This is a genomic window from Actinomadura sp. B10D3 (assembly GCF_039871695.1).
GTDB classification, from domain to species: domain Bacteria; phylum Actinomycetota; class Actinomycetes; order Streptosporangiales; family Streptosporangiaceae; genus Spirillospora; species Spirillospora madurae.
The window spans coordinates 206,928-229,719 of the sequence record NZ_JBDPLY010000004.1 but is presented as its reverse complement, the minus strand read 5'-3'; the positions used below and the strand labels follow the sequence as shown (position 1 = coordinate 229,719).

At 73.1% G+C, this 22,792-nt stretch carries 20 protein-coding genes; 6 read left to right on the top strand and 14 right to left on the bottom strand.

The annotated features are described in order from the left end of the window. The first annotated feature begins 229 nt into the window (after positions 1 to 229). Entirely contained in the window at positions 230 to 3,121 is a 2,892-nt protein-coding gene (locus tag ABGB11_RS09525) for a M36 family metallopeptidase (RefSeq protein ID WP_347630967.1), read from the top strand. Positions 3,122 to 3,241: 120 nt separating this feature from the next. Next, positions 3,242 to 3,880 (top strand): TetR family transcriptional regulator, encoded by a 639-nt coding sequence (locus ABGB11_RS09520; RefSeq protein WP_347630965.1) that lies wholly within the window; start codon positions 3,242 to 3,244, stop codon positions 3,878 to 3,880. A 22-nt stretch (positions 3,881 to 3,902) separates the two neighbouring features. Here ABGB11_RS09520 and ABGB11_RS09515 read toward each other — a convergent pair whose 3' ends face one another. The 12 genes from ABGB11_RS09515 to ABGB11_RS09460 all read right to left on the bottom strand — a co-directional run bounded on the left by ABGB11_RS09515 (position 3,903) and on the right by ABGB11_RS09460 (position 15,624). After that, entirely contained in the window at positions 3,903 to 4,922 is a 1,020-nt protein-coding gene (locus tag ABGB11_RS09515) for an oligopeptide/dipeptide ABC transporter ATP-binding protein (RefSeq protein ID WP_347630963.1), read from the bottom strand. Then, on the bottom strand, positions 4,919 to 5,953 hold the full coding sequence (locus ABGB11_RS09510) for an ABC transporter ATP-binding protein (RefSeq protein ID WP_347630961.1): 1,035 nt from the start codon (positions 5,951 to 5,953) through the stop codon (positions 4,919 to 4,921). The genes ABGB11_RS09515 and ABGB11_RS09510 overlap by 4 nt, the downstream gene beginning before the upstream one ends. Positions 5,954 to 5,978: 25 nt before the next feature. After that, entirely contained in the window at positions 5,979 to 6,860 is an 882-nt protein-coding gene (locus ABGB11_RS09505) for an ABC transporter permease (protein ID WP_347630959.1), read from the bottom strand. Positions 6,861 to 6,909: 49 nt separating this feature from the next. Then, positions 6,910 to 7,836, bottom strand: coding sequence for an ABC transporter permease (locus ABGB11_RS09500; RefSeq protein WP_347630957.1), 927 nt, complete (start codon positions 7,834 to 7,836; stop codon positions 6,910 to 6,912). Further along, entirely contained in the window at positions 7,836 to 8,891 is a 1,056-nt protein-coding gene (locus ABGB11_RS09495; RefSeq protein ID WP_347630955.1) for a LacI family DNA-binding transcriptional regulator, read from the bottom strand. The genes ABGB11_RS09500 and ABGB11_RS09495 overlap by 1 nt, the downstream gene beginning before the upstream one ends. Then, positions 8,888 to 10,405 (bottom strand): ABC transporter substrate-binding protein, encoded by a 1,518-nt coding sequence (locus ABGB11_RS09490; protein ID WP_347630953.1) that lies wholly within the window; start codon positions 10,403 to 10,405, stop codon positions 8,888 to 8,890. The genes ABGB11_RS09495 and ABGB11_RS09490 overlap by 4 nt, the downstream gene beginning before the upstream one ends. Positions 10,406 to 10,417: 12 nt before the next feature. Continuing rightward, positions 10,418 to 10,762, bottom strand: a complete 345-nt coding sequence (locus tag ABGB11_RS09485; protein ID WP_347630951.1) for a hypothetical protein — start codon at positions 10,760 to 10,762, stop codon at positions 10,418 to 10,420. 14 nt (positions 10,763 to 10,776) lie between these two features. Further along, positions 10,777 to 11,727: a DUF6772 family protein gene (locus ABGB11_RS09480; RefSeq protein ID WP_347630949.1), complete on the bottom strand. Its 951-nt coding sequence runs from the start codon at positions 11,725 to 11,727 to the stop codon at positions 10,777 to 10,779. Continuing rightward, positions 11,724 to 12,839, bottom strand: coding sequence for a hypothetical protein (locus ABGB11_RS09475; RefSeq protein ID WP_347630947.1), 1,116 nt, complete (start codon positions 12,837 to 12,839; stop codon positions 11,724 to 11,726). Before ABGB11_RS09475 ends, ABGB11_RS09480 begins: the two co-directional genes overlap by 4 nt. Before the next feature lie 162 nt (positions 12,840 to 13,001). After that, positions 13,002 to 14,612, bottom strand: coding sequence for a sodium:solute symporter (locus tag ABGB11_RS09470; protein WP_347630945.1), 1,611 nt, complete (start codon positions 14,610 to 14,612; stop codon positions 13,002 to 13,004). Between the two features lie 4 nt (positions 14,613 to 14,616). Beyond that, positions 14,617 to 14,865, bottom strand: a complete 249-nt coding sequence (locus ABGB11_RS09465) for a DUF3311 domain-containing protein (protein WP_347630943.1) — start codon at positions 14,863 to 14,865, stop codon at positions 14,617 to 14,619. A gap of 201 nt (positions 14,866 to 15,066) precedes the next feature. Further along, complete coding sequence (locus ABGB11_RS09460; RefSeq protein ID WP_347630941.1) at positions 15,067 to 15,624, bottom strand: VOC family protein; 558 nt, start codon at positions 15,622 to 15,624, stop codon at positions 15,067 to 15,069. Positions 15,625 to 15,829: 205 nt separating this feature from the next. Between ABGB11_RS09460 and ABGB11_RS09455 the strand changes: the two genes are divergently transcribed. The 3 genes from ABGB11_RS09455 to ABGB11_RS09445 all read left to right on the top strand — a co-directional run bounded on the left by ABGB11_RS09455 (position 15,830) and on the right by ABGB11_RS09445 (position 19,392). Beyond that, entirely contained in the window at positions 15,830 to 17,989 is a 2,160-nt protein-coding gene (locus tag ABGB11_RS09455) for an anthranilate synthase component I (protein ID WP_347630939.1), read from the top strand. Between the two features lie 270 nt (positions 17,990 to 18,259). Beyond that, positions 18,260 to 18,406 (top strand): GPGG-motif small membrane protein, encoded by a 147-nt coding sequence (locus ABGB11_RS09450; RefSeq protein ID WP_165978571.1) that lies wholly within the window; start codon positions 18,260 to 18,262, stop codon positions 18,404 to 18,406. A gap of 68 nt (positions 18,407 to 18,474) precedes the next feature. Continuing rightward, positions 18,475 to 19,392 carry an SDR family oxidoreductase gene (locus ABGB11_RS09445; RefSeq protein WP_347630936.1) on the top strand — a complete coding sequence of 306 codons (918 nt, stop codon included), beginning with the start codon at positions 18,475 to 18,477 and terminating at the stop codon, positions 19,390 to 19,392. Here the strand turns inward: ABGB11_RS09445 and ABGB11_RS09440 are convergent. Continuing rightward, complete coding sequence (locus ABGB11_RS09440; RefSeq protein ID WP_347630934.1) at positions 19,376 to 20,380, bottom strand: YafY family protein; 1,005 nt, start codon at positions 20,378 to 20,380, stop codon at positions 19,376 to 19,378. The genes ABGB11_RS09445 and ABGB11_RS09440 overlap by 17 nt on opposite strands. Before the next feature lie 100 nt (positions 20,381 to 20,480). Here ABGB11_RS09440 and add point away from each other — a divergent pair, with 100 nt between their 5' ends. Further along, complete coding sequence (gene add / locus ABGB11_RS09435; RefSeq protein ID WP_347630932.1) at positions 20,481 to 21,506, top strand: adenosine deaminase; 1,026 nt, start codon at positions 20,481 to 20,483, stop codon at positions 21,504 to 21,506. 16 nt (positions 21,507 to 21,522) lie between these two features. Here add and ABGB11_RS09430 read toward each other — a convergent pair whose 3' ends face one another. Further along, a complete protein-coding gene (locus ABGB11_RS09430) occupies positions 21,523 to 22,773 on the bottom strand; it encodes a DUF1266 domain-containing protein (RefSeq protein WP_347630930.1) in 1,251 nt (416 codons plus the stop codon). Positions 22,774 to 22,792 lie beyond the last annotated feature (19 nt).

The following is a 22,792-nucleotide window of genomic DNA, read 5'->3' as shown; positions in this document are numbered from 1 at the left end:
CAGGGTCCCCGCGGACGCCTCGCGGGACCGCGGCCCCGTCCGGTGCCTGGGCTCGCGATCCATGGGAAGCCGCCGCTGTCAACGGCGAAGATCGCCGCTGCGGGCGCCCACTTGGCGTCGCAATCGCCATGGCCGCCCTCCCGGCCTGCTGCTTGTCTCGTGATCTGCCGGGTGATCAACCGGCCGATCCCCGGAGACGGGGGTCGTCCGCCGCCTCCGGGAGACAAGGATGCCCAGGACTCGCCGGACCAGGGTCACCGCGCTGGCCGTCACCGCGACCCTCCTCACCGCGGGGCTCGCCGCCCCCGGCCGCGCCGAGCAGCCGCCGCCGCGCCCCGTGCCACCGGGAGAGCAGCCCGAACCGCCCGACCGGGACGCCCGGACCGGCAGCCTGGCGCCGACCGGCGGGCAGCGCGGCGCCGCCCGCGGCGTGACGGTGCGGTGGAACAGGCTCGGAACGCCCGCCGCCGTCACCGCCGCCGGGCCCCTCGCCACCGGCCTTCCGGACGATCCGGAGAAGGCGGCGCGCGCCTACCTGACCCAGCACCGCGACCTGTTCGGCCTGGACGCCGGCGCCGTGAGTGCGCTGGAGAAGGTCGCGGTCAACCCGATCGGCGAGGGCGCGGCCGTGCTCCTGCGCCAGCGCTTCGGCGATCTGCCCGCCGGGTACGACGGCCTCGTGGCGGTCGGCGTGACCGGCGGCAAGGTCGTCTCGGTCACCTCGACGCTCTCCCGCGACGGCGCCGCCCCGGCGCCGGCCACGCTCTCGGAGAAGGAGGCGGTGAACGCGGCCGGCCGCGACGCGGGGATCACCCTCTCCGCGGACGGCACCCGCAAGGTGCGGCTCGTGGCGGTGCCCACGCCCGAAGGCGTCCGCAGCGCCTACCAGGTGACGCTGATGGACGCCGCCGGCGCGGAGCCGAAGGCGGTCACGTCCTACGTCGACGCCCGCACCGGCGCGGTCCTCGTCCGGGAGAACCTCGTCGACCACGACAGCGACAACCCGCGCTGGGCGGTCTTCCCCGCCACCCCGCCCGGCGACTACTCCTCCCGCGACGCGCGGCAGATCTGGTGCTTCGCCCCCGCCCGGGGCTGCCGGTACGTCCCCGGCGGCGACCCGTCCAGCGGCCGGCCCTGGGACGCCGCCCCGGCGACCGGTGCCTCGACCACGACCAGCCTCGGCAACGCGGCCCGCTCGTACGACAACCGCGCGAGCGACGACCCGTTCACGGTCGGCACCCGTACCAGCGCACCCAAGGCGGACCGCAACTACCTCTACCCCTGGAAGAACCAGTGGTACAGGAGCAAGTGCGACCCGGCGACGCTGGACAGCCCGCAGGAGGCGGACCTCGAACCGGCCATCTCCAACCTGTTCGTCCAGCACAACCGCATGCACGACTGGTCCTACCGGCTCGGCTTCACCGAGTCGGCCTGGAACATGCAGGTCGACAACGGCGACCGCGGCGGACGGGGCGGCGACCCGGAGCAGGGCAACGCGCAGGCCGGGGCCCGGTTCCCCACCATCCGCGACAACGCCAACCAGATCACGCCGCCCGACGGCACCCCCGCCATCTCCAACATGTACCTGTGGCAGCCGATCGCCGGCGCGTTCTACTCGCCGTGCGTCGACGGCGACTTCGACATGAGCGTCATCGGGCACGAGTACACCCACGCCATCTCCGGCCGCATGATCGCCGGACCGGACGCCGGGTGGAACGGGCCGCAGGCCGGGGCGATGAACGAGAGCACCTCCGACCTGTTCGCGGTGGAGTACCTCAGCGAGTACGGGCTGCGGTCGCCCGGCCGGACGCCCTTCGTCGTCGGCGGCTACGTCACGGGCGAGCCGCGCAGCGGGATCCGCAACTACGACATGAGCCGGAGCCCCCTGAACTACGCCGACCTCGGCTACGACCTCGTCGGCACCCAGGTCCACGCGGACGGCGAGATCTGGAGCGCCACGCAGTTCGACCTGCGGCGGGCGTTCGTCAAGCGCTACGGCTCGGGCAGCGCCTCGCTCCAGCGCAGGTGCGCGGACGGGGCGGTGCCGGTCGCCAAGTGCCCGGGCAACCGCCGGTGGGCCCAGCTGTCGTTCGACGCGCTGCTGCTCATGGCCACCGGCGCGGTCAGCTACGTCGACCATCGCAACGCGCTGCTGGCCGCCGACACCATCCGCTTCGGCGGCAAGGACCACGAGCTGATGTGGAAGGTCTTCGCGCAGCACGGCCTCGGCGAGGACGCGGCGAGCAACGGCCCCGCCGACGCCGACCCGGTGCCGAGCTTCGCCTCGCCGGTGTCGCGCAACGCCGAGCTGACGCTCAGCCCCCGCGGTGACGCCAAGGGCGGCAAGGTCCGGCTGTACGTCGGCGACTACGAGGCGCGGGCGGTCCCGGTGGCCGACACCGACCCGGCGACGCCGCTCGGGGACTCCTTCTCCATGATCCCCGGCCGGTACTCGTTCGTCGCGGTGGGCGAGGGCTTCGGGCACAAGCGGTTCACCGCCACGATCAGCAGGTCGGGGACCCTGCGGGTGGACATGTCCCGCAACCAGGCCGCGGGCGCCAACGGCGCCACCGCCACCGGCGACGGCCTGTCCCACCCCGGCCTGCTGGACGAGACCGAGGCGACGAACTGGCAGTCGGTCGAGGCTCCGGTCGCCGGCCGCCAGGTGACCGTCGACCTGGCCGGCGACCGGCCGGTCAAGGTCGGGCGGGTGCAGGTCAGCGCGATGCTGCGGCCCACCGTCGCGGGTGACCCGGAGGGCCCGAACACCGCGCAGAACCGCTTCAGCGCGCTGCGCGCCTTCCGGCTCCTGGCGTGCGACGCCACGAAGGCCGACTGCTCGCAGGCCGGCTCCTTCCGCACCGTCTACACCAGCCCGCGCGACGCGTTCCCCGCCGACCGGCCGCGGCCGACCGCGCCCGACCTCACGCTGCGCTCGTTCAACCTGCGGGACGTGAAGGCGACGCACCTCCGGCTGCAGGTGGTGTCCAGCCAGTGCACCGGCGCCCCGGCGTACGCGGGGGAGCAGGACAACGACCCGCGGTCCAGCACCGACTGCGGCACCGCCAGCCCCCGGGCGGGCATCGTCCGCGCCGCCGAGCTGCAGGCCTTCTCCAGGTAAACGCACCGGGCCGAGGGGGGCGGGGACGCGGTCCCCGCCCCCGCCCGCGCGGAGGGCGCCCGGGTCCGGCGCGGGCGGGCCGTGTTGTCCCCGGGTAACACCCCGGATACCTTTCTGTCCATGACCACGACGGCGAGCAGGCCGGGGCCCGGATCGCGGCGCGACCCCGGCCGCCGCCGCGCCCTGCTGGAGGCGGCCGACCGGGTGATCCAGCGGGAGGGCCCGGAGGCGTCCATGGCCGCCATCGCCGCGGAGGCGGGGATCAGCAAGCCGATCCTGTACCGCCACTTCGGCGACAAGAGCGGCCTGTACCAGGCGCTCGCCGAGCGGCACACGCGCAAGCTGATCAAGGGCATCCGGGACGAGTTCTCCCGCGGCGACCCGATCCGCGACCGGACCCGCTCCACCATCGACACCTACCTGGCGACGGTCTCCAAGAACCTCAACCTCTACCGGTTTCTCATGCACCGGGCGAGCGCGGAGGACACGGCCACGCACAGCGCGATGAGCACGATGATCCGGGACGTGAGCCGGGAGCTCGCCGAGGTGATGGTCGCCGAGGGCGAGCTGCCCGACCGCACCCGCGCCTACGTGTGGGGCCACGCGATCGTCGGCATGGTGCAGACGGCCGGCGACTGGTGGCTCGACCACGTCGACGAGGTGCCGCGCGAGACCGTCGTGGACGGCCTCGTCGACCTGGTCCTCGGCGGGCTCCCGGCGGCGGCGTCCGGCGCCCGCTCCGCGGACGAGCCCGGCTAGCCCCGCGCCGTCGACTCCGCCGTCAGCGGGGCGCGGTCGTCCCGGCGGCGTCGGCGAAGTGGCAGGCGACCGCCTGGGGCAGCCCGTCCCGCGGGACGAGCCCGGGCACCTCCCGCTCGCACACCTCGGCCGCCATGTAGCAGCGGGTCCTGAAGCGGCATCCGCTCGGCGGCGCGGCGGGGGAGGGCACCTCCCCGCGCAGCACGATCTCCCGCGCGGCGCCGTCCCGGCGGTCGCGCACGGACGGCGCCGCCGACAGCAGCGCCCGCGTGTACGGGTGCTGCGGGTCGCCGAACACCTCGGCGGCGGTGCCCCGCTCCACGATCGTCCCGAGGTACATGACGGCGACATCGTGGGCGATGTGCCGGACGACGTCGAGGTCGTGGGAGATGAACAGGTACGCCACGCCCAGCTCGGACTGCAGGTCGGCGAGCAGGTTCAGGATCTGCGCGCGGATCGACACGTCCAGCGCCGACACGGCCTCGTCGCACACGATCAGCTTCGGGCGCAGCGCCAGCGCGCGGGCGATGCTGACCCGCTGGCACTGCCCGCCCGACAGCTCGTGCAGGTGCCGCGACCCGTGCCCGGCCGACAGCCCGACCACGTCCAGCAGCCGCGCGACCTCGGCGTCCTCCCGCTCGCGCGGGACGATCCCGGGGTGGACGCGCCAGCCCTCGGCGATGACGGCGGCCACGGTCATCCGCGGGTTCAGCGACGTGTAGGGGTCCTGGAACACCATCTGCAGGTCGCGGCTCATCCGGCGGCGGCGCCGGGCCGGGACGGACGCCAGGTCGGCGCCCGCGAACTCGATGGTCCCGGCGAAGGCGGGGCGCAGCCCCACGACCGCCCGCGCCAGCGTGGACTTCCCGCAGCCGGACTCGCCGACGACGCCGAGCGTGCGCCCCGCGCGGACGGCGAGGTCGATCCCGGCGACGACGGGCACCCGCCGCCGCCCGAACCCGTGCCGGCCGGGCCGCTCGTAGCCCGCCTCCAGGCCGCTGACCTTGAGCACGGTCTCGGTGTCCTGCGCGGTGGCCGTCATCGGGGCTCCTCGGGGCTCTGGGAGGCGGTGACCTCGGCGGAGTGGTGGCAGGCGACGGCGCGCTCGCCGTCCTCGGCGAGCGGCGGGTCCTCCTCGCGGCACACCTCCGTCGCGAACGGGCAGCGCGGATGGAACGCGCAGCCGCCCGGCGGGCGCCGCGGGTCCGGCGGCACGCCCTTGATCGGCTTGAGGCGGCCGTCCGCCCCCGCGTCCGGCATGGCCTCCAGGAGCCCGAGCGTGTAGGGGTGCGCGGGACGGGTGTAGACGGCGTCAAGCGGGCCCCGCTCGACGATCCGCCCCGCGTACATGACCGCGACGTCCTGCGCCACCCGCGCCACGACGCCGAGGTCATGCGAGACCAGCAGCGTCGCGAGGTCCGCCTCGCGCTGCCGCCGGGCGAGCAGCCGCAGGATCTGCGCCTGGACGGTGACGTCCAGGGCGGTCGTCGGCTCGTCGGCCAGCAGGACCGACGGGCCGAGCGCCAGCGCCATCGCGATCACCGCGCGCTGCCGCATCCCGCCGGAGAACTCGTGCGGATGGTCGCCGTAGCGGGTCTCGGCGTCGGCGATGCCGACCTCGCGCATCAGCGCGACGGCCCGCTCCCGGGCCTCCCGGCGGCCGAGCCCGAGGCGCCGCCGGAACGGCTCGGCGATCTGCCGGCCGACGGCGAAACCGGGGTTCAATGCCGCCATCGGATCCTGGAAGACCATCGCGACGCGGCTGCCGCGCACCTCGCGCCACCGCCGCGCCGAGAACCCGCCGGTGTCCTCGCCGTCCAGGACGACGCTGCCGGACGTGACCTCCGCGCCGGGCGGCAGCAGCCCGATCAGCGCGAGCGAGGTCAGGCTCTTGCCGCTGCCGGACTCGCCGACCAGGGCGAGCACGCGCCCGCGCCGCAGCCGCAGGTCCACGCCCCGCACGACGGGGGTGACCCGGCGGCCCGACCGGAACCCGATGTGGACGCCGCGCAGCTCGGCGGCGGTGTCCCCGGCCGCCGGGTTCTGCGCGGGGTGGACGGCTGGAACGGTCATGTGCGCCTCTCAGGAACGTGCGCCATCAGATCTGGGCCCGCGGATCGGCCAGGTCGCGGAAGGCGTCGCCGACGATGCCGACGCCGGTGACCACGGCCGCCAGCGCGAGCGCCGGCATCGTGGAGATCCACCAGGCGGAGCCGAGGTAGTCGCGGCCCGCCGAGACCGTCGCGCCCCACGACGCCTGGTCCGGCGGGATGCCGAGGCCGAGGAAGCTCAGCGACGCCTCCGCCACCATGACCAGGCCGATCTGGACGGTGGCGGCGACCAGCAGCGGCTGCCAGCAGGACGGCAGCACGTGCCGGAACAGGATCCGCAGGTGCCCGGCGCCGAGCACCCGCGCCGAGTCGACGAACTCCAGGTCCCGGGTGGCGAGCGCGGACGCCCGCACCACCCGGGCGAAGATCACCCAGCGGGTCACGGCGAGGGTGATGACGATGTTGGTGACGCTCGGCCCGAGGACGCCGGCGATCAGGATGGCGAGCAGGATCGACGGGAACGCCAGCTGCATGTCCCCGAAGCGGGACAGCACGGTGTCGGCCCAGCCGCCGAAGTACCCGGACACGAGCCCCACCACCAGGCCGGCGGCCCCGCCGATCAGGACGGTGGCGGTGCCGACCAGCAGCGACACCCGGCTCCCGGCGAGCAGCGTGGTGAGCATGTCCCGGCCGACCTGGTCGGTGCCGAGCCACGCCACCGACCCGTCGCCGAGCCGCGACCCGGGCGGCAGCAGCCGGTGCGGCAGGTCCGTCGCGACCGGGTCGTAGGGCAGCAGCATCGGCCCGAACACGGCCGCCAGGACGAACACGCCGACGATCCCGAGCCCGGCCCACGCCCGCGCGGGCAGCCTCCTTCTCCGCCGCCGGACATCCGGCGCCGCGATCGCGGCAGGAGCAATGGCACTCATACTTCCTCCTTGTGGGGGGCGACCCCCACGCCCCCCCGGTTCGCCTCGCTCATGCGTTCTCCGGAGTGAGACGAGGATCAAGCGCGACACAGAGGACGTCGACGAGCAGGTTCAGCACGATGTAGGAGACCGTGATGGTCACGATCGCCGCCTCCACGACGGCGTAGTCGCGGTTGGTGATCGCGTCGACCATCAGCGAGCCGATGCCCGGCCAGGAGAAGACGACCTCCACGATCACGGCGTTGGCGATGAAGTTGCCCATCAGCAGCCCGAGGACGGTGACGACGGGCAGGGCGATGTTGCGCGCCACGTGCACGTACATCACCGCGCCCTCGCCGGTGCCCTTCGCGCGGGCGGTGCGGACGTAGTCCTTGCCGCTCTCCTCCAGCGCCCCGTTGCGGACGAGCCGCGCGAGCCAGCCGACGAAGGGGAGCGCGAGCGTCACCGACGGCAGGATGACCGCCTCCGGCCCGCCGCCCGCGGTGCTCGGCAGCCAGTTCAGCTGCCGGGCGAACAGCAGGATCAGCACGATCCCGAGCCAGAAGGACGGCACCGCCTGGCCGATCAGCGACCCGGTGGAGACGGTCCAGTCGAGGACGCCGCCGGGCCGCCGCGCGCACAGCATGCCGAGCGGGTAGCCGGCCGCGAGCGTGATGACCAGGGCGAGCGCGGCCAGGGACAGGGTGGCGGGGAACCGGTCGAGGACGGCGCCCATCGCGCCGCCGCCGAGCCGCCACGAGTCGCCGAAGTCGCCCCGCAGCACCTCGCCCATGTGCGCGATGTACTGGCGCCACAGCGGATCGTCGAGACCAAAGTCGGCGCGCACGGAGGCGAGCTGCGCGGGGCTCGCGTCCGGCCCGAGGATCAGCGTCGCGGGGTCGCCGGGGACGACGCGGACGACGACGAAGACGAGGCTGATCGCGCCCCAGGCCACGATGAGCGCCTGGCCGGCGCGCCTGAGCAGGAACCGTCCCATCAGCCGCCTCCAGCCCGGGACGACGCGCGCACGACGAGCTCGGCGGGCAGCAGCGTCTGCCGCGGTGAGCCCGCCGCTGCCTCGCCCGACATCCGCTCGAGGAGCCGGTCCACGGCCGTGGCGCCGACGTCGGCGGCCGGCAGCCGGACGGTGCTGAGCGGCGGCGCGAGGTAGGCGGCGAACGCGTGGTCGCCGTGGCCGGCGACCCGCACGTCCCCCGGGATGCGCAGCCCGTGCTCGGTGAACGCCCGGTACACGCCGAGCGCGAAGTAGTCGTTGCCGGCCAGGACGGCCGCGCCCGGCTCGATGCGCGCGGCGAGCTCCCGCCCGATCTCGTAGGAGTCGACCGGGTCCCACGGCTGCGAGCTGGCCTCGCGGCGCCGCGTCGGGACCTTGACCATGTGGTCGTCGCGGACCGTGACGCCGTGCTCGTCCAGGACCGTCCGGAACCCCCGGACGCGCTCGGCCACCGGGGAGATGTCCAGGTCCTCCTCGACCAGGTACAGGTCGCGGGCGCCGCCGGCCACGAGGTGCTCGGTGGCCTGCCGGGCGCTGTCGTAGTAGTCGACGCCGACGAGGTCGGCGTCCAGGTCCGGCAGGTCGCGGTTGAGCAGGACCACCGGCGTCCCCGACTTGCGGAGCCGCTCCCAGTGGTCGGACCCGTGCTGGACGGGCACGGCGAGCACGCCGTCCACGCCCCAGCGCATCAGCTCGTCCACGACGCGGCGCTCGTTCTCCACGCTGTCCTCGGTGACCATCAGCATCAGCGCGTAGCCGTGCACCCGCCCGCGCTCCTCGATCGCGCTGATCAGCCGGGCGTAGAACGGGTTGGACGGGTTGGTGATCACCAGGCCGATCGTCATCGCGTTGCCCTGCACCAGGGACCGCGCCATCGTGTTCGGCACGTACCCGAGCCGCTCCGCCTCGGCCCGCACCCGCTCGCGGGTCTCGGCGCTCACCGCGTCCTTGCCGGAGAGGGCGCGGGACACGGTGTTGACCGACAGGTCGAGGGCGGCGGCGATGTCGCGCAGGGTGGCCCTACGGCGGGGGGTCATGGGGTCCTCCTGACCGTGGACAGGTCGGGCTGGTTGTTCGCGGCCGGGGTGAAGCCGGTGAGCCCGCTCCGCAGCCCGTAGGCGGTGGTGAGCGTGGCCGGGAAGATCCCGACCGCGTCGTCCCAGATGGTCTTGCACGCCTGGGCGTACAGCTCCTCGCGCCGCTTCGCGTCGGCGGACTGCCCCGCCTCGGCGAGCACCTTGTCCAGCGCCGGGTTCTTGTAGCCCATCCGGTCGGCCTTGGACGTGTAGAGCCGCCCGAGCGTGAACGCGGCGTCGCCGGTCGTCACCGTGTTGGTCTGCAGCTCCATGTCCCAGTCGAGGGAGTTGAGGCGCTGCAGCCACTGGGCCTTCTCGATGCTCTGCGGGGTCACCTTGACGCCGACGGCGTCCCACGCGGAGATCATCGACTGGGCCAGCTCGCGGGCGAGCGGACCGGTCGCGTCGAACCACATCATCGTGGTCTCGAACCCGTCCCCGAGCCCGGCCTCCCGCAGCGCCCTGCGGGCCGCGTCCGGGTCGTGCCCGTACGGCGGCTGCCCGGCGTACCCGAACACGGTCGAGGGGATCGGCGCGCGCATCCGCTCGGCGCCCGCGCCGAACAGCCTCCCGACGATCTCCTCCAGGTCGAGCGCCTGCCACATCGCCCGCCGGACGCGCGGGTCGGTGAAGGGCTTCCGCCCGCAGTTGAACCACGTCAGGTAGTAGGTCCAGCTCGGCACGGTCTCGACCCTGACGCCGCGCTCCCCGCGCACCTCGGCGAGCTGGTCGGACGGGACGGGCCACAGCAGGTCGACGTCCCCGTTCCGCAGCGCCGTGATCGCGCTGGAGGTCTCGGCGATGAACGGCATCGAGATCCCGGGGAGCCCGGCCCGGCCGCCCCAGTACCCGTCGAACCGGGCCAGCTCCACGGCGGTGGACGGGGTGAACCCGGTGACGCGGAACGGTCCCGAGCCCACCGGCCGCCGCTTCTGCGCGGGGTCGGCGACGAGCCGCGCCGGGACGATGAACAGCAGCGTCAGGTTCACCGGCAGCGTGCCCATCGGCCCGTCCGTCACGAACGTGACGCGGTGGTCGCCGTCCGCCCGCGCGGACTTCACCGTCGCCCACAGCGCGGACTGCGCCGACTTCACCGCCTTGGTCCGCTCCAGGCAGGCGACGACGTCCCGCGCGGTGAGCGGGCTCCCGTCATGGAAGCGGACGCCGGGGCGCAGCTCGAACACCCACGTCGTCTCGTCCGCCCGCCGCCAGGACGTGGCGAGGCCCGGGACGAGCCGTCCGGCCTCGTACCGGACGAGCGTGTCGAACACCAGCCGCTTGACGATCAGCGAGGCCTCGTCGACCGCCGTCCCCGCGTTGTAGGGGTCGAGATCGGTGACCGGCTGCCCGAACGCGGCCCGGAGCGATCCGTCCGGCGCGGCCCCGGCGCCGCCGGGCCGGCCGCAGCCGCCCAGCGCCACCGCCGACGCGGCCAGGCCGGCCAGGGCGAGGAACTCGCGCCTGCGCACGTCCATGACGGTCCCCCCTCAGCTCTTCAGCGCGAGGTAGATCATCACCTTGGCCGCCGCCTCGGCGCCGTCCCCGGCCTCGCCCTCGACGGCGCCCTTCAGCCGCAGCCAGCCGCCGAACCCGGACGACTCCCAGGTGGCCAGGTCGCCGGACACCTCCCGCTCGGCGTCGAGGTCGCACCAGTGCAGCCCGTCGGGGGAGACCTGCGTGGTCACCCGCATCCGGGTGCCGGTCCCGGTCCGCTCCAGCGTCCGGATGAACCAGCGCGCCTCGGCGGCCCACGCCACCTCGTAGGGCTCGGTCGCGAACTCGCCCGCCAGGGTGCGGTTGCGCTCCAGGACGGCCGTGAACGACTCGCGCATGCTTCCGGGGCTCCTCACCAGTCCACCGAGATCAGTACCGAGTCCAGGTACAGGAAGTTGCGCACGTCGGTGTGCGTCCTGACCGAGACGTAGAAGTTGAGCAGGTTCTGCAGGGAGCCGTACTCCTCGTCGTACGGCGGGACCGGCACGTCCCGCATGTCGTACACGGTGTCGTTGACCTGCAGCTCGACGTTCGACCTGGTGCTCGTGTCGATCACCCAGCGCACGTAGTGCCAGTTCACCTTGGTCGGGACCTCGTTGTAGCAGAGTTCCTGCGGTCCGCCGAACGGCTTCCAGTCGGCGGGGTCCGGGGCGGTGAAGTCGGCGGTCGGCGGCAGCTTGATCTTGCCCTCGAAGTGCTCGCGCGGCGTCGGCTCCGGCACCGTCGGGTACACCCACTCGCGCCGGAGGTCGTTCTCCACGTCGGTGTTCAGGTACCGGGCGACGCAGTGGTACCGGACGCCGTCGCAGATGTCGGTCGCGATCGTGAACGCGCCGAACTGCTGCTCGGACGGGTGCAGGTTCGCGTCCCACGGCCCGGCCCCGGCCTTGCCCGCGGCCTGGTTCTCCTCCGACGCCGCCTCCGTCTTGAACGTCAGGTAGGCCTCGAACTGGACGCGGCCCCGTCCCGCCATCGTCAGCCGGCGGATCGCGACGCCGGTGTGGCCGGCGAGCGGTCGGGTGGCGACCTTCAGCGCGTACGTCCCGGACATCGCGCCGTGCGTGCCGACGTCGAAGAAGGTGCAGGAGCTGAGCTGCGGCGGCCGGAAGTCGCGCATGTGGTCGTCGACGGTGTCGAGGTTCCCGTGCCCGTCGTAGTTGCCGAGCAGCTCGATCCAGCCGTGCGTCCCGGTGTTGAAGTCGTCGTGGACGAGGATCCTGTCCAGCGGGTCGAAACGGGACAGGGCGGGGTCGGCCCGGCGGAGTTCCGCGGCCAGTGACCGCTCGCTCGCGGGGATCGTCATCGGGTTGGCTCCTGGATCCTGACGGTGGCGTGCATCATGTTGTGGTCGGAGCGCAGCAGGTCGCGCGGCTCCCCGGCCTGGGCGGTGGTCTGCGGGACGAGCGTCCACTGCAGGACGCGGGTGCCGTTCCTGACGAAGATGTGGTCGATCTTGTCCGCCGACCTCGGCAGCGGGATCTTGCCGCCGTTGAAGGAGGCGTACTCCTCGCCCGTCCGGCGGTTCGCCGGCGCGGCCTCGAACGCGTCGGCGTAGCCGACGTCGGCGAACGCGTCGTGGGCGCTGTGCCCTTCCTCCTTGGACGCGGAGTTCATGTCGCCGGCGAACACGATCGGCAGCCGCCGCGTGTACGCATTGTCCCGGGTGAGGTACTCGGCCGTCCGGCGCGCGTCGAGGTAGCGGACCTCGTCCCAGTTCTTCGTCCAGCCGTTCGGGTCGGTCGCGCCGTTCTTGCGGTACTCCAGGTGCATGTCGACGACGACGAACCGCATCCCGGTGCGCAGGTCGCGCAGGGTGTTCCACGTCATGGTCTTGCCGTAGATCTCGGTCGAGTCCGGCAGCCACAGCAGGTCGTGGGGGAGCGCCCTGCCGCGCTCGTCGAGGTGGGAGAAGCGGCGGGCGTCGTAGTAGGTGAACCGCCCGGCGCCCGACTTCAGCGGGTAGCCCTCCTGCGGGTGCCGCGTGCCGGCGTAGTCCGCGGGGGCCTCCGCGTACCCGCGGGCGCGCATCGCCGCGGTGAGCGGCGCGCGGAACGACTCGACGTCCACGCCCGGCTGAGTCGGGGTCGCGTTGTTGCCGATCTCCTGGGTGACGACCACCCCGGCGCGCGCTCGGACGATGTCGTCGGCGACCCGGGCGGCGCGCCCGTCCGCCCAGGGGGCCAGCTTGGTCGCGCAGTCGCGCCCGATCGTGTCGACGCACTCCTGCTCGGTCGGCAGGCAGCCGTGCCCGCAGGTGTTGTAGGTCGCGATCCGCAGGTCGAGCCTGCGGTGCGCGTTCTGCGCGGCCTGCACGCCGCCGGCGGGGACGAGCAGGGCTCCGTGGACGAGCAGGGCGGCGAGGGCGGCGGTGGCGGTCCTGAGCGCGGGGCGGGCGGGGGGACGGGGGGTCCTCATGCGCGGGGGCCTTCCGTTGTCGACTGAGTCACATTAACGTTAACGTGATCGTTCACAAACCATGGATGTTCACCCGTCCGCCTGTCAAGAGCCGAAAAGAAGACGACCCGGCCGTCCGCGTGAGCGGACGACCGGGCCGTCTGCGTGGCCGGCGGGCGCCGGTCAGGTGCTGGCGGACAGCTCCAGGTCCTTGACCTTCGGGTCGCCCTCGTCGGCGAGGTAGTCCGACCCGCGGGTCGCGTCCTCCCCGTCGGCGAGCTTGGCGGCCTTGCAGACCACCGTGCCGACGACCGCGACCGCCGCGTTGACGGCGAGCGCCAGCATTCCGGCGTAGACCGTCATCTTGGTGTCGAGGCCGAGGTCGTTCAGCGGGTAGGCCGAGCCGCCGAAGTGCTCCTTGCCCTTCGCCGGGTTCGGGATCTGGTACAGCATCCACAGGCCCGCGGCCATGCCGCCGGCCCAGCCGGCGATGAGCGCGCCGCGGTGGAACCAGCGCGTGATCAGCCCGAGCGCCACCGACGGCAGGGTCTGGAGGATGATGACGCCGCCGATGAGCTGCAGGTCGATCGAGAACTCCGGATCGAGCGCGAGGATGCACGCCACCGCGCCGGCCTTGACGATCAGCGAGACCAGCTTGCTGACGGTCGCCTCCTCCTTCGCGTCGGCGTCGCGGCGGATGTACTCCTTGTAGATGTTGCGGGTGAACAGGTTGGCCGCCGCGATCGACATGATCGCCGCCGGGACGAGCGCGCCGATGCCGACGGCGGCGAACGCCACGCCGGCGAACCAGTCCGGGAACATGCGGTCGAACAGGACCGGGACCACGGTGTTGGTGTCGGCCTTGCCGTCGGTGGTGACGGGCGTGACGCCCGCGCCGATGGCCATGTAGCCGAGCAGCGCGATCAGGCCGAGCACGAAGCTGTAGGCGGGCAGCGCCGCCATGTTCCGCTTGATCACGTTGCGGTTCTTGCTGGCCAGCACGCCGGTGATGCTGTGCGGGTACAGGAACAGGGCCATCGCCGAGCCGAGCGCCAGCATGGCGTAGTTCAGCTGGCCGCTGCCGGCGATCGTGATGCCGTCGCCGGGCGCGGGCGTCTTGTCGAACTTGTCCTTCGCCGCGTCGAAGATGTCACCCCAGCCGCCGAGCTTGGCCGGGATGTACAGCACCGCGACGATGATGACCAGGTAGATCAGCACGTCCTTGACGAACGCGATGAGCGCGGGCGCCCGCAGGCCGGACTGGTAGGTGTAGGCCGCCAGGATGACGAACGCGATGATGATCGGCCAGTGCCCGTTCACGCCCATCGCCTTCAGCACCGCCTCGATGCCGACGAGCTGCAGCGCGATGTAGGGCATCGTGGCGACGATGCCGGTGATCGCGACGACGAGGGCCAGCGTCGGCGAGCCGAACCTGGCCCGGACGAAGTCGGCGGGCGTGACGAAGCCGTGCACGTGCGACACCGACCAGAGCCGGATCAGCACGAGGAACACCAGCGGGTACACGATGATCGTGTACGGGACGGCGAAGAAGCCCGCCGCGCCCGCGCCGAACACCAGGGCCGGGACGGCCACGAAGGTGTAGGCGGTGTAGAGGTCGCCGCCGATCAGGAACCAGGTGATCCAGCTGCCGAAGCTGCGCCCGCCGAGCCCCCACTCGTCGAGGTTGTGCATGGTGTCGGGCCGCCGCCACCGGGCGGCGACGAAGCCCATCCCGCTGACGAGCAGGAAGAGCACGGCGAATACGGTGATCTCGGTGATGTGGTCGCTCGCCATCGGCTCAGCCCCGCTTCTTCGTCATCTGGTAGACGATGACCGTGCAGGCCACGCCGAGCGGGATGAAGGAGAGCTGGATCCAGTAGAAGGCGGGGAAGCCGGCCAGCCGCGGGCTGTCGCTGTTGTAGAGGAGCGTCAGCAGCGGGACCACGACCGGGACGACCAGCAGCCAGTTCCAGGCGCTCCGGTCGGAGCGCGCGTCCCCGGGAGGGGGCTGGTCCGGGGCCGGTTCTTTGTTTGTGTCGGGAGCCAAGGGGTCCTCCTCGTCTCGCCCGCGCACGGTCCGTCCGGTTCGCGAAACGGGGGCCGTGCCCGGGTATGCGGCCGGGTGAGCCTACACACCCGCGGATCACAGCTCGATCTCGGCCGCGGTACGACTTGGATGGATCGGTCCATTGCGGGAACGTCCAGGTCAAAGCCGGATACGGCCGGTCAGGGGATGGTCAGGGGGCGGTCAGACGGTCCGCTCCGCGGCGGTCTTCGGCTCGTGCCGCACGTCGGTGGGCAGATCCAGCTCGCGCGTCCACGCGGCGAACTCCACCAGGATGCCGTCGGGGTCCTTGAAGTAGATCGAGCGCACGAAGACGCCGTCGTGGTTCTCCGGCGCGACGCCGAACTCGCTGTCGTCGTGGTTCAGCAGGACGCCGACGTCGACCCCCTTGGCGATGAGGCGGTCGCGGTACTCCTCGATGCGCTCGGGCGGGACGTCGAACGCGATGTGGTTCATCGACCCGACGGCCGACACCAGCTCGCCCCGGTCGGGCAGGTCCTTCGGCGCGGACACACCGGGGACCGGCTCCGGGGCGTCGGGGAACCAGAAGAAGGCCAGGGCGTCGCCGCCCCCGCAGTCGAAGAAGAAGTGCTGCCCCCACCCCATCGGCAGCTCGATCGTCTTGATCAGCGGCATGCCGAGCACGCCCTCGTAGAAGTCCACCGTCCGCTTCATGTCGCTGCAGACCAGCGCGAGATGGTTGACCCCGCGCAGCTCGAACTCGGTGTTCTTCCTGGTCATGGGGCGCCGCTCCGTGCCGTAAGTGATCCCTTGCCGCCGGCTCCATGGTAACCTCGGCCGCATGCGAACCGCAGCCTCCCGGTGGTGGTGGCGCCGCTGAGGCGGCGCCGGTTCGTGCGTGTTCCAGACCAGGCGACCGTCCTCACCCGGCGGTCGTTTTCTCGTTTCGCCGTCTGGGTGGGGCCCGACATGAGGGGCCACCACGGTGGAGACCGTCTCACAGCAGCCGCTGACCAGCGATTTCGTCACGGCCGGGGGCGTACGGGTGACCCGTACGGCGATCCCGGTCGACTCCGAGCGCAAGTCCAGCGTGCTGAACGCGCTCGTCGCCGCCGTGGGCGGGCGGCGCGGCGGGGTGCTCAGTTCCGGCATGGAGTATCCGGGCCGCTACAGCCGCTGGCACATGGCCTACGTCGATCCCTGCCTGGAGATCGTCGCCCGCGGCCGGACGGTCGCCGTCCGGCCGCTGAACGGGCGCGGCCGGGTCGTCCTGCCGGCGCTGGCCGAGGCGCTGCGCGGCACCGGTGAGGTGCGGGCGGACGAGCCCGATCTGTTCGAGGTCTTCGTCCCGCCCTCGGAGGAGTTCTTCACCGAGGAGGAGCGCAGCCGCCAGCCGACGGTCTTCACCGCCGTGCGCGCCGTGGTCGACCTGTTCCGCTGCGACGACCCGCACCTCGGCCTGTACGGGGCCTTCGGGTACGACCTGTCGCTGCAGTTCGAGCCGCTGCGAACCCGCCTGGAGCGGCCGGACGACCAGCGCGACCTCGTCCTGCACCTCGCCGACGAGATGGTCGTCGTCGACCGCAAGCGCGAGACCTCGCACCGGATCTCCTACGACTTCGAGGTCGGCGGGGCGAGCACGGAGGGGCTGCCGCGCGACACCGAGGCGACGCCCGTCCGGCCGCGGGCCGAACTGCCGGCCCAGCCCGTCCCCGGCGTCTACGCGCGGATGGTCCGGGAGGCCAAGGAGAAGTTCGTGCGCGGCGACCTGTTCGAGGTCACGCCCGGGCACGCGATGTACGGGCGCTGCGATGCGCCCGCGGCCTTCTTCGAGAGGTTGCGGGAGACCAACCCCGCGCCCTACGAGTTCCTGTTCAACCTGGGCGACGGGGAGTACCTGGTCGGCGCGTCGCCCGAGATGTTCGTGCGGGTCACCGGGGACCGCGTGGAGACCTGCCCGATCGCCGGGACGATCAGGCGCGGTTCCGACGCGCTGGAGGACGCCGAGCAGATCCGCACGATCCTGTCGTCCGCGAAGGACGAGTCCGAGTTGACGATGTGCACCGACGTGGACCGCAACGACAAGTCGCGGATCTGCGTGCCCGGCAGCGTGCGGGTCCTCGGCCGCCGGCAGATCGAGATGTACTCGCGGCTGATCCACACCGTCGACCACATCGAGGGTCGGCTGCGCCCCGGCTTCGACGCGCTGGACGCCTTCCTGACCCACATGTGGGCGGTCACCGTCACCGGCGCGCCGAAGGCGTGGGCGATGCAGTTCATCGAGGACCACGAGGAGTCGCCCCGCCGCTGGTACGGCGGCGCGGTCGGCTTCGTCGGCTTCGACGGCTCGATGAACACCGGCCTCACGCTGCGGACCGCGCAGATCCGCGACGGCGTCGCGACCGTCCGGGCCGGGGCGACGCTGCTGTACGACTCCGACCCCGACGAGGAGGAGCGCGAGACCCACCTGAAGGCCAGCGCGCTGCTGAGCGCGCTCGCGGCCGCGCACCGGCCCGCCGGGGCCGCCGTTGCGGAGGAGGCGCCGCTTCCCGGGCAGCCCGGCGACGGCCTGAAGGTGCTCCTCGTCGACCACGAGGACTCGTTCGTCAACACGCTCGCCGACTACTTCCGCCAGCACGGAGCGTCCGTGGTCACCCTGCGGCACGGCTTCCCGGTGCGGATGCTGGACGAGCACGCTCCCGACCTGGTCGTCCTGTCGCCCGGCCCGGGGCGTCCTGAGGACTTCGGCACCCGCGCGCTCCTCGACGAGCTGGACGCCCGGGGCCTGCCGGTCTTCGGCGTCTGCCTCGGCCTGCAGGCGATGGTGGAGCACGCCGGCGGCGAACTGGCGCTGCTGCCCGAGCCGTCGCACGGCAAGCCCGGCCAGGTGAAGGTCACGGGCGGCGAGCTGTTCGCGGGCCTGCCCGACGACTTCACCGCCGCCCGCTACCACTCGCTGCACGCCACCCCCGACCGGGTGAAGGGCTTCCAGGTGACGGCGGTGACGGGCGACGTCGTGATGGCGATCGAGGACCCGCGGCGGCGGCGCTGGGCCGTCCAGTTCCACCCGGAGTCGATCCTCACCGCGGCGGGCGGGGCGGGCCACCGCGTCGTGGCCAACGTCCTGAGCCTGTGCCGGCCCTGAGGGCGGCCGTCCTCCGAGTGGATCCGGCCCTAGTTCCGAGGCACTAGAGGACGGTGCGCGGAATGGTCCTGAAGGTCCTGTCGCGGCTCAGGGGGCTGGGGAAGACTGGGTTCCGGCCACATCGCGCGGCACCGACCGGCGTGGATGATCGCCGTTATCCGGGCGCGGGAGGGAGGGTCCGCCCTCCCTCCCGCGTCCAAAATGGGCTTTTTGGACATCCCACTCCTAATTGGGTGTTTCTTGGCGTTCTCCGGGGGGACCCCCGGAACCATGATGACAATCCTGTGGCTCATCGCGGTGATCCTGGTGATCGCCGGCATCTACGTGATCCTCGCCCGGCGCGACCTGATCTGGGGCATCGTGCTCATCGTCGTCGGACTCCTCGTGGGGCCCGGCGGGGTGAGCATCTTCACCTGACCGAAAACCGCGCGGTCGGGACGAAACCCTGACGTGACCTGTCAGGGTTCGGTGCCAGCATCGTCCCCATGAGCCGTGCACTGACAGGAAAGACCGCACTGGTCGCCGGGGCGACGCGCGGGGCGGGGCGAGGGATCGCCACCGAGCTCGGCGCCGCCGGCGCGACCGTGTACGTGACGGGACGGTCCACCCGGGAGCACCGGTCGGAGATGGACCGTCCCGAGACGATCGAGGAGACCGCCGAGCTGGTCACGGCGGCGGGCGGCGAGGGCATCGCCGTCCGAGTCGACCACCTCGACCCGGCGCAGGTCGCCGCGCTGGTCGCTCGCATCGACGCCGAGCGGGGCCGGCTGGACGTGCTGGTCAACGACGTGTGGGGTGGCGACCACCTCTTCGAGTTCGACAAGCCTCTGTGGGAGCAGTCCCTCGAGGACGGCCTGCACATGCTCCGCCTGGCCATCGACACCCACGCCATCACCAGCCACCACGCCCTGCCGCTGCTGATCCGCGAGCCCGGCGGCCTCGTCATCGAGGTGACCGACGGGACCGCCGACTACAACGCCAAGTACCGCAAGGACGTCGGGTTCTTCTACGACCTTGCGAAGAGCGCCGTCATCCGGATGGCGCTCGCCCAGTCGGAGGAGATCGCCCCCCACGGGGCGACGGCCCTCTCCCTCACGCCCGGCTGGCTGCGCTCGGAGGCCATGCTCGACCACTTCGGCGTCACCGAGGAGACCTGGCGCGACGCCACCGAGAAGGTCCCGCACTTCGCGATCTCCGAGTCGCCGGTCTACGTCGGGCGCGCCGTCGCCGCCCTCGCCGCCGACCCCGACCGGGCGCGCTGGAACGGGGCCTCCCTGTCCAGCGGCGGGCTCGCCGAGGTGTACGGGTTCACCGACGCCGACGGCAGCCGCCCCGACGCCTGGCGGTACATCGTCGAGGTCGAGGGCCCGGGCCTGCCCGCCGACGTCACCGGCTACCGGTAGGACCCGGGTCCCGCGGGGACGCCGCCCGGTACAGCTCCGCGAGCCGGGCGGCGTTGCCGGCCATGCGCTCCCGCAGCTCCGGCGGAGCGAGCACCTCGACCTCGGGGCCGAGCCGCATGAGCTGGGACTCCGCGACGACCGCCGATTCCACGGGCAGGGCCGTCACCACCCATCCCCGCTCGTCCGGCGGGCCGGCCTCCTCGGCCGCCCGCCGGGCGGCGTACGGCTCGACGGAGTACCGCAGGGCGCGCATCCCGGCCGGGCTCAGCCGCACGGTGACCTCCTCGCGCAGCAGCGAGCGCACGAACACGCCGGCCTGCTCGGCCCAGTGCGCGGCGAGGTCGAAGCCCTCGTCCCGGTCGAAGCGCTCGCCGGTCGGCCGCACGGCGGTGACGCGGTCCACCCGGTAGGTGCGGGTCCTGCCGCCGACCCGCGCGACCAGGTACCAGGTGCCGTTCTTCAGGACGAGCCCGTACGGCTCGGCCGTCCGCGCGACCTCGGAGTCCTTGCGGCGGTAGCGCAGGTCGACGGTCTCGTCCTCCCAGACCGCGCGGGCGAGGTCGCGCAGCAGCGGCGGCGGGCCCGTCTCGCCGAACCAGCCGGGCGCGTCCAGGTGGAACCGCTGGCTGGCACGGGCGGGCGCGTCCCGCATCGAGGCGGGCAGGGCGGCGAGGACCTTCAGCTCGGCGGCGGCCAGCGCCTCCGCGCGGCCCATGTCGCCCGCCGGTCCGGGCAGCCCGGACAGGAACAGCGCCTCGGCCTCCTCGCGGGTCAGCCCGGTGAGCCGCGTCCGGTACCCGCCGACCAGCCGGTACCCGCCGCCGCGCCCCTGGTCGGCGTAGACCGGGACGCCGGCCGCCGACAGCGCCTCCATGTCGCGGTACACCGTGCGCTCGGAGACCTCCAGCTCGCGCGCCAGCTCCGCCGCCGTCATCGTCTCCCGAGACTGGAGGAGGAGCACCGCGGAGATCAGCCGAGCAGCACGCACGGCACCATCCTGCCCCATCGTGGGGCGTTCTTGACAATTTCCTGGGAGATTCGTCGGGTTCGGCTGTCCCGGCAGGTCGGCGGACTGTTAGCTTCGCGGCGTGCCTACCGAGAACACCACCACCGCGGCGTTCATCGACGCCCTCCCGAAGGTCGAGCTCCACGTCCACCTCGTGGGCTCCGCCTCCGTCCCCACCGTCCTCGAACTCGCCCGCCGCCACCCGGACGGGCCGGTCCCCGTGGACGAGCGCGAGCTGCGCGCCTTCTACGAGTTCCGCGACTTCCCGCACTTCGCCGAGGTGTACGAGGCCGTGTCCAGCCTCGTCCGCACCCCCGAGGACGTCGGGACGCTCGTCTTCGGCGTCGCCCGCGACCTCGCCGCGCAGAACGTCCGGTACGTCGAGCTGACCGTCACCCCGTACACCCACCAGCGGGCCGGGATGCCGATGCCCGCGGTCACCGAGGCCCTCGACCACGCCGTGCGCGAGGCCCGCGACCGGCTCGGCATCCGCGTCGCCTACATCTTCGACATCCCCGGCGAGTTCGGTGCCGAGGGCGCCCGCGGCACCCTCGACCACGCGCTGCGGCACCCGCCGGAGGCGCTCGTCGGCTTCGGCATCGGCGGCATCGAGCAGATGCGCCCGCCGCACCGGGACGCGTTCCGCGACGCGTTCGCCGCCGCCCGCGCCGCCGGGCTGCGCAGCCTCCCGCACGCGGGGGAGATGTCCGGCCCGGAGACGATCTGGGAGGCCATCGAGGGGTTGCGCGCCGAGCGCATCGGACACGGCATCAACTGTATGGACGACCCCCGCCTCATCGAGCATCTGCGCGAGACGCAGCTGCCGCTGGAGGTGTGCCCGACGTCCAACGTCTGCACCGGCCAGGTCGCCGACCTCGCCGCGCACCCGATGCCGCGGATGCTGGAGGAGGGCCTGTTCGTCACGCTGAACAGCGACGACCCGCCGATGTTCAACACGACCCTGACCGGCGAGTACCGCGTCGCGGCCGAGGTGTTCGGGCTGGGCCCCGCCGAGCTCGCCGCCCTGGCCCGCAACGCCGTGACCGCCTCGTCCCTGGACGAGGACGGCCGCAAGGCGATCATCGCCGACATCGACGCGCTCGTCTGACGGGCCGGCGGGGCGGTCAGCCCCAGGCCATCCGCCGCCACGGGCTGTCGGGGTCCTCGGCGAGGACGCGGTGGCCGGCGAGCGAGCGCTCGTACCACTCGCCGAACTCGCCCTCGTCGAACCGCAGCATCCGGCCGAGGATGTACCCGGCCGCGAACGACCCCCACGACGGATACACCTGGTGGGCGCGGTGCCCGGCGGTGAGGACGCACTTCTCGGCCTCCTCGGCGTCGCAGTACCCGGCGTTCAGCCCCCAGCGGGCCATGTTCACCGCGCGCCCGAAGTCGTAGCCGTAGACGCTCTCGACCAGGCCGTCCGGCGGGAGCAGGCCGTCCGCCCGGAACCGCGCCTCGTACCGCAGGATCTGGCCGGACAGCTCCACGACCTGCCGGACGGTCTCGTCGGAGATGTCGCGCTCGCGGCACCAGGCGGTGATCGCCTCGCGCCACGCCCGCTCTCCGGTGCCGCGCCCGCGCTGGTCGAGCACCATCTGGATGGCCGGGTCGCTGTTCTGCGCGTCGAGCAGCGCGTCCATCTGCTCGCGCCAGCCCTCGGCGTCGGTGATGCCCCAGTCGCGCTCCAGCAGGACCCGGTCGTCACGTGCGCCGCGGTCGGCGAGGGTGTTCCAGGCGACCCCGTTGCCGACGGCCAGGTGCGCGCCCACGGCCAGGGCCGCGGCGAGACGCCCCCACGCGGCGCTGTCCGGGTCGGTGACGAGGACGTCGTGGTCCCGGTCCGGGCGCCGCTCGGCGTCCGCGAGCAGCCTGGCGACCTGCCGGTGGTCGTCCCCGCCCGGCGGCATCTGCGCCAGCAGCTCGCGCAGCGGCCGCTCCGCCCCGCGCGGCCCGGCGTCCTTCAGGATGAGCCGTGCCGCGTGCACGCCCGCCGCCCCGGCCCGTTTCGGGTCGTGCAGCGCCCCGAACGCCGACATCGCCGACCAGGCGCGCCGCGCGGCCTCGCCGGTCCGCCCGGCCGCCGCGAGCACGTGCGCGGCCTGGGCGTCCAGGCCGGCCCGGACCTCGGCGGGCAGGGACGCGGCGCCGCGGTCGAGCATGTCCAGGAGCCGCTGCGCCTCGCCCGTGCCGCCGGCCGCGGCCAGCGCGCGCGCCTGCCGGGCCCGCACCGCGACCGCGGACATCAGGTCGCCGTGCGCCTCCATCGCCTCGGCGACCTTCGCGAACGCGGCCGCGGCCTCCGCGGACCGGCCCTGCCGCTCGTACCTGCGGGCCCGGTCGAGCAGGGCACCGGTATCGGCCTGAAACGTCATCGAATCCTCCGGACCACAC

Excerpts from the sequence above, each read along its gene's own strand:
- ABGB11_RS09525 (WP_347630967.1), top strand. The coding sequence starts at position 230 with ATGCCCAGGACTCGCCGGACCAGGGTCACCGCGCTGGCCGTCACCGCG.
- ABGB11_RS09520 (WP_347630965.1), top strand. The coding sequence starts at position 3,242 with ATGACCACGACGGCGAGCAGGCCGGGGCCCGGATCGCGGCGCGACCCC.
- ABGB11_RS09515 (WP_347630963.1), bottom strand. The coding sequence starts at position 4,922 with ATGACGGCCACCGCGCAGGACACCGAGACCGTGCTCAAGGTCAGCGGC.
- ABGB11_RS09510 (WP_347630961.1), bottom strand. The coding sequence starts at position 5,953 with ATGACCGTTCCAGCCGTCCACCCCGCGCAGAACCCGGCGGCCGGGGAC.
- ABGB11_RS09505 (WP_347630959.1), bottom strand. The coding sequence starts at position 6,860 with ATGAGTGCCATTGCTCCTGCCGCGATCGCGGCGCCGGATGTCCGGCGG.
- ABGB11_RS09500 (WP_347630957.1), bottom strand. The coding sequence starts at position 7,836 with ATGGGACGGTTCCTGCTCAGGCGCGCCGGCCAGGCGCTCATCGTGGCC.
- ABGB11_RS09495 (WP_347630955.1), bottom strand. The coding sequence starts at position 8,891 with ATGACCCCCCGCCGTAGGGCCACCCTGCGCGACATCGCCGCCGCCCTC.
- ABGB11_RS09490 (WP_347630953.1), bottom strand. The coding sequence starts at position 10,405 with ATGGACGTGCGCAGGCGCGAGTTCCTCGCCCTGGCCGGCCTGGCCGCG.
- ABGB11_RS09485 (WP_347630951.1), bottom strand. The coding sequence starts at position 10,762 with ATGCGCGAGTCGTTCACGGCCGTCCTGGAGCGCAACCGCACCCTGGCG.
- ABGB11_RS09480 (WP_347630949.1), bottom strand. The coding sequence starts at position 11,727 with ATGACGATCCCCGCGAGCGAGCGGTCACTGGCCGCGGAACTCCGCCGG.
- ABGB11_RS09475 (WP_347630947.1), bottom strand. The coding sequence starts at position 12,839 with ATGAGGACCCCCCGTCCCCCCGCCCGCCCCGCGCTCAGGACCGCCACC.
- ABGB11_RS09470 (WP_347630945.1), bottom strand. The coding sequence starts at position 14,612 with ATGGCGAGCGACCACATCACCGAGATCACCGTATTCGCCGTGCTCTTC.
- ABGB11_RS09460 (WP_347630941.1), bottom strand. The coding sequence starts at position 15,624 with ATGACCAGGAAGAACACCGAGTTCGAGCTGCGCGGGGTCAACCATCTC.
- ABGB11_RS09450 (WP_165978571.1), top strand. The coding sequence starts at position 18,260 with ATGATGACAATCCTGTGGCTCATCGCGGTGATCCTGGTGATCGCCGGC.
- ABGB11_RS09445 (WP_347630936.1), top strand. The coding sequence starts at position 18,475 with ATGAGCCGTGCACTGACAGGAAAGACCGCACTGGTCGCCGGGGCGACG.
- ABGB11_RS09430 (WP_347630930.1), bottom strand. The coding sequence starts at position 22,773 with ATGACGTTTCAGGCCGATACCGGTGCCCTGCTCGACCGGGCCCGCAGG.